This is a genomic window from Limosilactobacillus coleohominis, assembly GCF_016901675.1.
Classification (GTDB): Bacteria; Bacillota; Bacilli; order Lactobacillales; family Lactobacillaceae; genus Limosilactobacillus; species Limosilactobacillus intestinavium.
In genome coordinates, this window is the sequence record NZ_JACJKU010000060.1 from 1 (window position 1) to 9,096 (window position 9,096).

The following is a 9,096-nucleotide window of genomic DNA, read 5'->3' on the forward strand; positions in this document are numbered from 1 at the left end:
TGCTAACACTAAGGTAGTAGAAGGTGACATTCCTGATGGCTGGATGGGCTTAGACATTGGTCCAAAGTCAATTGAAGAATTTGAAAATGTTTTGAAAGATGCTAAGACTGTTGTATGGAATGGCCCTATGGGTGTCTTTGAAATGCCAAACTTTGCTAAGGGTACATTAGCAATTGGTAAGTTCTTGGGTGACCTTTCAGATGCCACAACAATTGTCGGTGGTGGTGACTCCACTGCAGCTGCTAAGCAACTGGGAATTGCAGATAAATTATCCCACATTTCCACTGGTGGTGGTGCTTCATTAACATACCTTGAAGGTAAGGTTCTTCCAGGAATTGATGCAATTTCTGATAAGTAAACAATAATGATTAGGAGGTAAGAATGAACGAGAGTTTATATTACCTCCTTTTATGTCTAATAAATCATTAAAGGAGAAATTGCTAATGAGATCACCAATTATAGCTGGAAACTGGAAAATGAATAAAACGGTTGATGAAGCTGTTGAATTTGTTGATCAAATTAAAAATGACTTACCAGACCCTAAAGTACAAGAAACAATTCTGGCAGCGCCGACGATTGCTTTAGTACCGATGGTCAAAGCCACTGCAGGAACACCTTTAAAAATTACCGCAGAAAATTGTTACTACAAGGATGCAGGAGCCTATACAGGAGAAACTAGTCCAACTAGTTTATATAGTGCAGGAGTTCATCATGTGATATTAGGGCATTCTGAACGGCGGCAATTATTTAATGAAACCGATGAACTGATTAATTTAAAAGTTCATGCAGCTTTAGATGCCGGTTTATGTCCGATCGTTTGTTGTGATGATACGATGGGACGTCGGGTTGCAGGTAAAAAAGTCCATTGGGTTGTTAGCCGTATTCTTGCTGATTTGAAGGATCTTAAGCCAGAAAATGTCAATAAAGTTGTAATTGCCTATGAACCAAGTTGGGCTATTGGAACTGGAGAAAGTATGGATCCTGCCGAAGCTGAAGAGGGCTGCTACTTAATTCGCCAGACGATTGCAGATATGTATGGTGAAGAAACTGCTGATCAAATGAGAATCCTATATGGTGGGAGTGTTAATACCCAAAATGTTAATAAGTTAATGGCCAGTCAAGATATTGATGGGATACTAGCAGGTGGTGCTAGTCTAGACCCAGTGACCTTTTTAAAATTGGTTAACCACTAATTATTTAGACTTGTTTTAGGGTTCACAAAATAATACAATGGAAGCTGTAAGCATAAAGCTTTCCAATTTATTCTGGAGGAGAGAAATAAAATGTCACTTATTACAGATATTTATGCTCGTGAAGTCCTTGACTCACGTGGAAACCCAACTGTTGAAGCTGAAGTTTATACTGAAGCTGGCGGAGTAGGCCGTGGAATTGTTCCATCTGGTGCTTCTACCGGTGAACATGAAGCTGTTGAACTTCGTGACGGTGATAAGAACCGTTTTGGCGGTAAGGGTGTGTTAAAGGCCGTTGCTAACGTTAACAACGTTATTGCTAAGGAAATTGTTGGTATGGAAGTTACCGACCAAATTGCTATTGATAAGGCAATGATTAAGTTGGACGGTACTCCAAACAAGGGTAAGTTAGGTGCAAACGCCATCTTAGCCGTTTCATTAGCTGCTGCACGTGCTGCTGCTGATGAATTACAAGTTCCTTTATACAATTACTTAGGCGGCTTCAATGCTCATGTTATGCCAACCCCTATGATGAATGTTATCAATGGTGGTGCTCACTCTGATAACAAGGTTGACTTCCAAGAATTCATGATTATGCCTGTTGGTGCTCCAACTATTCGTGAAGCTATTCGGATGGGTTCCGAAACTTTCCATGCTTTAAAGAAGGAATTGGAAGATGCTGGCAAGGTAACTTCTGTTGGTGACGAAGGTGGATTTGCACCTGACTTCGCAAACAATGAAGAACCATTTGAATTCTTAATTAAGGCAATTAAGGATGCTGGTTACAAGCCAGGTAAGGACGTAGCTATCGCCTTTGACGTTGCTGCTTCAGAATTATGGAATGATGATGACAAGAAGTACAAGCTTCGTTGGTCAACTGGTGAAGAATTTACAACTGAAGAATGGATCGATTACCTTTCAGGAATTATCGAAAAGTACCCAGTTGTATCTGTTGAAGACCCAATTGATGAAAACAACTGGGATGACTGGGTAACCATTACCAAGAAGCTTGGCAAGAAAGTTCAATTAGTTGGTGACGACTTCTTCGTTACTAATACTGATTACTTAGCTAAGGGTATTAAGATGGGTGCTGCAAACTCTATCTTAATCAAGCTTAACCAAATTGGTACTTTAACTGAAACTGTTGAAGCAATTGAAATGGCTAAGGAAGCTGGTTACACTGCTATTGTTTCACACCGTTCTGGTGAAACTGAAGATACCACTATTGCTGACTTAGTTGTTGCTACAAATGCAGGACAAATCAAGACTGGTTCTATGAGCCGGACTGACCGTCTTGCTAAGTACAACCAATTAATGCGGATTGAAGATAACCTTGGCGACGTTGCTAAATACAAGGGTATTCGTTCATTCTACAACTTAAGCGAACAAGCTAAGTTAGACATTGAAAATCGCTAATTAATGGTGATAGTTTATTGAAAAGGCTCGGTATTAATACCGGGCCTTTTTTGAATATCAATTAAAAATTTCTCATTGATTTTTTATTTGGGCTTCTTTATAATAACTCCAGATTATTAAAGGAAGTGAATTGGTTAATGAGTAAACATGATGCTCCAGAATTGTCTCGTACTATGACTGCTGGACAAATGGAAATGATTTCGTTAGGTGGTGCGATTGGTGTCGGGCTGTTTATGGGATCTACATCAACCATTAAGTGGACTGGGCCGTCTGTACTGCTTGCGTACGCTTTTGTCGGTTTGATCCTGTATATCGTAATGCGTGCACTAGGAGAAATGATTTACATTAATCCAGGGACAGGATCATTTGCTGATTATGCAACCGAATATGTTCATCCATTGGCTGGTTACCTCGCAAAATGGGCGAACGTGTTTGAATATATTGTTGTGGGAATGTCAGAAGTTGTTGCTGCAACAGAATACCTGAAATATTGGTGGCCACATTTAAACACCTGGTTTGCTGGAATTATTATTATTGTCTTTCTGGTGTTAGCAAACTTGGCGAGTGCGAAAGCATATGGTTCCCTAGAATTTTGGTTTGCAATGATCAAGGTGGTTACCATTATCATGATGATTTTGCTTGGCTTTATGGTAATTTTCTTTGGATTTGGTAATGGTGGTCATCCAACTGGTTTTTCTAATTTATGGGCACATGGTGGTTTCTTTACTGGCGGAGTTAAAGGATTCTTTTTCTCAATGTCAATCATTGTCGGATCATATGAAGGAATCGAATTACTCGGTATTTCTGCCGGAGAAGTTGCTAACCCACAAAATGCAATTGTTAAATCAGTGAAGTCAGTTCTACTTCGTATCCTGATCTTCTATGTTGGTGCGATCTTTGTTATTGTTACTATTTATCCTTGGAATAAGTTAAGTGCTGTGGGTTCACCTTTTGTTTCCACTTTTGCTAAAGTGGGGATTACGGCTGCAGCATCAATTATCAATTTTGTGGTGCTAACAGCTGCACTTTCAGGGGCAAATTCGGGGATTTATAGTTCTAGTCGAATGTTGTTCAAGCTGGCCCATGAAGGGGATGCTCCAAAAATTTTTGGAAGACTATCAAAGCGAATTGTTCCAGATGCTGCTATTTTAGGGATTTCTGGAGGGATTCTGATTGGTTTTCTTCTGAATATGATTGCAACCATGTACAACAAATCTACGTCTGATTTGTTTGTTGTTGTGTTCAGTTCCTCCGTACTGCCGGGAATGATCCCATGGTTTGTGATTTTATTGGCTGAATTGAAATTCCGTCATAATAATCCTGAATTGATGAAGGAACATCCATTTAAGCTTCCTTTATATCCATTATCAAACTACTTTGCATTTGTGATGCTAGTCGTTATTGTAATTTTTATGTTTATTAATCCTGATACACGGGTATCCGTAATTGTTGGAGCAGCGGTATTGATTATTGCTACTATTGTTTACTGCTTACGTCATAAATCGACATTATCAAGTCGCTAAAGTTTCAAAGATTGTGGTACACTCTAGAAAGACTAAATTTTTGGAGTGGCAATGTTGAAAGTACTACATTTTGGAAAATTAAACTTTAGCAATATTAGACAGATTGGACGGGCAATCATCATTGGGATAGCTACCGGTCTAGTAGTAAGCGTATTTCGCTTAACCATCCAGTATGCACTCTCTTGGGTGACTGCCTGTTTTCGCTTTTTTCACCACCAGCCAATATGGTTAATTCCATGGACAATTGGCTCCATAATTTTAGCTTTAATTTTAGGGGAAATGTCACAAAAAAATCCTAATATTAAAGGGTCGGGGATTCCGCAAGTTGAAGGACAACTAACGGGCCAATTTGATGAAGAATGGTGGCCAGTATTGTGGCGTAAGTTTGTTGGCGGTATCTTTAGTATTGGTTCTGGATTATTTCTTGGTCGAGAAGGACCTTCCATTCAGTTAGGTGCTACTATTGGACAAGGATTTGCTGAGTTTAACCAAGTAACTAAAATTGAAAAACGGGTTGGAATCGCATCTGGAGCGGCCGCTGGCTTGTCCGCAGCTTTTAATGCTCCTATTGCGAGTTCAATGTTTATTTTAGAAGAGGTATACCATAACTTTTCACCTTTGGTGTGGTTATCAGTATTTATAAGTGCCGTCTGTGCAAACGGGGTTTCCATGTCATTCTTTGGCTTAAGGCCGGATCTTGATTTACCACACGAAGTGTTATTCCCTGCTAATCAGTATGTTCACTTAATTATTTTGGGAATTATTTTAGGCATTTTGGGCCGCGTCTATCAGTACGTGATTTTAAATTTAGGAACGTGGAGCCGTAAAGTAACATGGTTTAAACCAAGTTGGTATCCATTAGTACCGTTCCTGTTAGTAATTCCAATTGCTTGGTTCTGGCCGGTAACACTAGGCGGTGGGAATAATCTAATTATTTCATTACCCAAATTGCCACTTTCAATTCCGCTATTATTTGGATTCTTGATTTTGCGGTTTGTCTTTTCAATGATTAGCTATGGTTCAGAAATTCCTGGAGGAATCTTTTTGCCAATCCTAACTTTAGGTGCTGTAATTGGTGCGTGCTACTGTGTCACAATGATTTCTCTTGGACTGGTACCTAAAGAATACCTAGATAATTATGTGATTTATGCGATGGCAGGTTATTTTGCTTGTATTTCAAAAGCACCTTTTACCGCAATTTTATTAATTACTGAGATGGTTGGCTCAATGACGCACTTAATGCCACTAGCGGTAGTTGCGGTGACAGCATACGTCATTAATGACATTCTTGGTGGTTTACCAGTTTATATGGCAATGTTTAATAATTTTATTCACCGTAGTCCAAGAAAAGAACTTGTAGGAATGACTCAAATGACTGTTTCCATATTTGCTGGGTCACGATTAGATGGGTGTTTAATTAAAGATTTTAACTGGCCACAAGGTAGCCTGGTGTTGGCGATTTACCGTGGTGAAGAAGAATTAGTACCACGTGGTATGACTAGACTGCAGGTCGGTGATACGCTAGTTATCCAGTTAACAGGGCACCATCACTTAACTAACCAGCATGTTATTAATGAGGCCGCTCATTACGGGAAAACTAGTCAAAGTAAATAGAGTATGTTATCATTAAATAGTTATATAGTGGGAAATTAGGAGGAAAGATTTTGCAAAATACGTTAATGACCCTCTTCTTAATTGACTGCGTCGTTTTGATCGCATGTGTTATGATGCAGCCAGCCAAGAATGATAATGATGCCATGTCTGCCTTAACGGGTGGTGCAGGTGATCTTTTTTCACGTCGCAAAGCACGAGGCTTTGAGGCTGTTATGCAAATCGTAACGACAATTGTAGGTGCCATATTCTTTATTTTGGCATTAGCATTAGTTTACGTTTCTGCACACTAAAAAACACAGGAGAGGCTGAGAAATGACGGTTGTTATTTCGCAGCCTTTTGTTTTATTTAAAAACGTATAGGAAGGAACAATATGACAGAATTAAAAGCTAAGATTTTAGCGGATCTGGAAGAAAATCCCACCATCAGTTTATCAGCAGAAAAAATTGCCAGAAAGTTGAACATGACAGATGCGGAGGACTTTACTCCGATTGTTCAATCATTAGCTCAATTAGAGCGTGAGGGCAAAGTCGAAGTAACTGATAGTGGAGAATTTAAGCTAGTCCCGCAAAAACAGTTAATTACTGGGGTTTTTCATGGTAATAGCAAGGGATTCGGGTTTGTAGCATACGATGACAGCATGCCAGATATCTATGTTAACCCTGATCATACTAAACATGCCTTATCAGGAGATGAAGTACAAGTAAAGATTCTTCGTGCAGGTGATCCCCGGTCTGACCAGGGACCTGAAGGACAAGTTGAAGAAATTATTGCCCATCATTATGATCACGTAGTTGGTGAATTTAAAAACCTAACGATGGGTAATTATATTGGCGAAATCATTTTGAAGGATAAGAAACTGAGTCACTTAAAGTTCTATGTATCTGATAAGGGATTGCATCCTCAAGATGGTGAAATTGTAACGGCAACGATTGAGAATTACCCTACTGACGATTCTCCAGAAGTATTAACAGGAGCAGTCACGGAAGTAGTTGGTGATAAAAATAAACCAGGAATTGATATTTTATCTGTGGTTTATGCTCATGATGTTCCCCATGAATTCCCTAAGGAAGCAATGGACCAGGCCAATCAAATTCCATTAAAAGTGCTTCCTGAAGAGAAAAAGGGCCGTAAAGATATCACTAATCAACCATTAGTGACCATTGATAGTATTGAGTCCAAAGACTTGGATGACGCCGTTGTTGCTTGGAAAATGGATAATGGTCATTACCACTTAGGGGTACACATCGCTGATGTTAGCCACTATGTGCAACCTGGTACGCCCTTAGACGATGAGGCATTTAAACGTGGAACGTCAGTATATTTGACCGATCGGGTAATTCCGATGTTACCACGGCGTTTATCTAACGGAATTTGTTCATTAAATCCAAACGAAGAACGATTAGCGATGTCATGTGAAATGGAAATTGATGAGCAGGGGAATATTGTTAAACATGAAATTTTTCCTAGTGTTATCAAGTCACATGCGCGAATGACATATAAGGCTGTTAATAAGGTTTTAGAATCTGATGATCAGCAAACCAAGGAACAGTACAAGGAATTAGTTCCAATGTTCCAAACGATGGCTGAATTACATAAAATCTTGTTAAAACACCGTCATCGTCGCGGGGCGATTGATTTCGAAGCACCAGAGGCCAAAATTATTGTTGATGAAAATGGTCATCCAACCGACATTCAACTTCGTGAACGTGGCTTGTCAGAACGAATGATTGAATCATTTATGCTAGCTGCTAACGAAACAGTTGCCGAACATTTTGATCATCTTCATGTCCCATTTTTGTACCGGATTCATGAGAAACCAGATGGTGATCGGATTAAAGATTTTGCCGATTTTTTGAGTGCTCTTGGGATTGAAATGAAGGGTGACTTAAATAATGTTAAGCCGAAGATGCTGCAAAGGGTATTGAAGCAGGTGGCAGGAACCCCAGAAGAAGAAATGGTTCAAGTCATGATGTTGAGAAGTATGCAACAAGCCAAGTACTCTGCTGACGAATTAGGCCACTTTGGTCTAGGAGCAGAGTATTATACACACTTTACTTCACCAATTCGTCGTTATCCAGACACAACTGTTCATCGCCTCATTAAATGGTATCGTGATCATGGTACAAATGAGTCCGCTAAGGCAAAATATCGTGATAAGTTGCCGGAAATTGCAGAACATACTTCCGTTACTGAACGGCGGGGAATTGATACTGAACGTGATGTTGATAGCATGAAGAAAGCTGAGTATATGGAAGACCATATCGGTGAAACCTTTGACGCTGTTGTTAGTTCAGTGATGAAATTTGGTCTGTTTGTGGAATTACCTAATACTGTTGAAGGTTTAATTCATATTAGCGCAATGAATGATGACTATTATGAATACGTTGAAAAGCAAATGGCCTTGGTTGGGAGAAGTAACCACCATATCTTTCGAATTGGTCAACCTGTAAAAGTTAAATTGTTACGGGTTGATAAAGATCAACGTGAAGTTGACTTTGAAATGGTCAATCCAGAAGATGCACCAGTAACTAAATTACGAGTTGGACGTGATAATGGTCGTCATGGTCATGGACGTCGTAACCAAAACCACGGTCACAGTAATCGGCGTAATAATCATGGAAATCGTGAAAACGGTCATTTGAATAATCGGCAAATTAATCGTGGACAAACTCGCCATGGTGGAGATAAACGCGGTCATGGCCGAAATTTTGACCGTAAGAAACGTCGTTAATATATAATCATGAGGTGATAGGATGGCAAAAGAAAAGCATCAAGGGCCAAATGATAATTTAGTTGCACAAAATAAAAAAGCTCGCCATGACTATAGTGTTATGGCGACTTATGAAGCAGGAATTGTACTTACGGGCACAGAAATTAAATCTATTCGAGCACGTAGAATAAATTTAAAAGATGGGTATGCACAATTCCATAATGGTGAACTTTGGTTAATGAATGTTCACATCAGTGAATATGATAATGGAAACATCTTTAATCACGATCCTCTTCGTAATCGCAAATTATTACTCCATAAAAAAGAGTTAAAAAAACTTGCTGGAGAAATGAGTGTTAAAGGGGTTACTTTAATTCCGCTAAAAGTTTATTTGAAACATGGTTTTGCAAAGGTTCTTTTAGGACTGGCAAAGGGTAAGCATGAATATGATAAGCGGAATGATATTAAACGGCGTGAACAAGAACGCCAAATTGAACGGGTTATGAAACATTATTAAAAGGATGAATCAATTTTTGAAGTGAACCCCCATAGTTGGACGAAAAATTCTAACTATGGGGGTTTACTATGACTAAATTTAGTCTTGAAGTTAAGCTTAAAGCTGTTCAAATGTATTTAGCTGGA

General features: G+C 39.2%; 8 protein-coding genes. All 8 read left to right on the forward strand.

The genetic code is table 11. The features are described 5' to 3' along the window. Positions 1-358: phosphoglycerate kinase (gene pgk, locus H5975_RS06145; RefSeq protein WP_204785315.1), on the forward strand; the 358-nt coding region annotated here is incomplete at its 5' end. A gap of 85 nt (positions 359-443) precedes the next feature. Beyond that, on the forward strand, positions 444-1,193 hold the full coding sequence (gene tpiA / locus H5975_RS06150; protein ID WP_204785316.1) for a triose-phosphate isomerase: 750 nt from the start codon (positions 444-446) through the stop codon (positions 1,191-1,193). A gap of 90 nt (positions 1,194-1,283) precedes the next feature. Further along, the gene (gene eno, locus H5975_RS06155) at positions 1,284-2,606 is read left to right on the forward strand and encodes a phosphopyruvate hydratase (protein ID WP_178661453.1); all 1,323 of its coding nucleotides are present in this window, start codon (positions 1,284-1,286) and stop codon (positions 2,604-2,606) included. A gap of 137 nt (positions 2,607-2,743) precedes the next feature. Then, positions 2,744-4,129 (forward strand): amino acid permease, encoded by a 1,386-nt coding sequence (locus H5975_RS06160; RefSeq protein ID WP_178661455.1) that lies wholly within the window; start codon positions 2,744-2,746, stop codon positions 4,127-4,129. Between the two features lie 51 nt (positions 4,130-4,180). Then, positions 4,181-5,743: a ClC family H(+)/Cl(-) exchange transporter gene (locus tag H5975_RS06165; RefSeq protein WP_204785317.1), complete on the forward strand. Its 1,563-nt coding sequence runs from the start codon at positions 4,181-4,183 to the stop codon at positions 5,741-5,743. Positions 5,744-5,793: 50 nt separating this feature from the next. Continuing rightward, positions 5,794-6,033 carry a preprotein translocase subunit SecG gene (secG, locus tag H5975_RS06170; RefSeq protein WP_178661459.1) on the forward strand — a complete coding sequence of 80 codons (240 nt, stop codon included), beginning with the start codon at positions 5,794-5,796 and terminating at the stop codon, positions 6,031-6,033. A gap of 81 nt (positions 6,034-6,114) precedes the next feature. Beyond that, positions 6,115-8,475 carry a ribonuclease R gene (gene rnr / locus H5975_RS06175; protein ID WP_204785318.1) on the forward strand — a complete coding sequence of 787 codons (2,361 nt, stop codon included), beginning with the start codon at positions 6,115-6,117 and terminating at the stop codon, positions 8,473-8,475. 22 nt (positions 8,476-8,497) lie between these two features. After that, entirely contained in the window at positions 8,498-8,971 is a 474-nt protein-coding gene (smpB, locus tag H5975_RS06180; RefSeq protein WP_204785319.1) for an SsrA-binding protein SmpB, read from the forward strand. The last annotated feature ends 125 nt before the right edge of the window (positions 8,972-9,096 follow it).

Coding starts and splice junctions, on each gene's coding strand:
- H5975_RS06160 (WP_178661455.1), top strand. CDS start 2,744: ATGAGTAAACATGATGCTCCAGAATTGTCTCGTACTATGACTGCTGGA.
- rnr (WP_204785318.1), top strand. CDS start 6,115: ATGACAGAATTAAAAGCTAAGATTTTAGCGGATCTGGAAGAAAATCCC.
- eno (WP_178661453.1), top strand. CDS start 1,284: ATGTCACTTATTACAGATATTTATGCTCGTGAAGTCCTTGACTCACGT.
- H5975_RS06165 (WP_204785317.1), top strand. CDS start 4,181: ATGTTGAAAGTACTACATTTTGGAAAATTAAACTTTAGCAATATTAGA.
- smpB (WP_204785319.1), top strand. CDS start 8,498: ATGGCAAAAGAAAAGCATCAAGGGCCAAATGATAATTTAGTTGCACAA.
- tpiA (WP_204785316.1), top strand. CDS start 444: ATGAGATCACCAATTATAGCTGGAAACTGGAAAATGAATAAAACGGTT.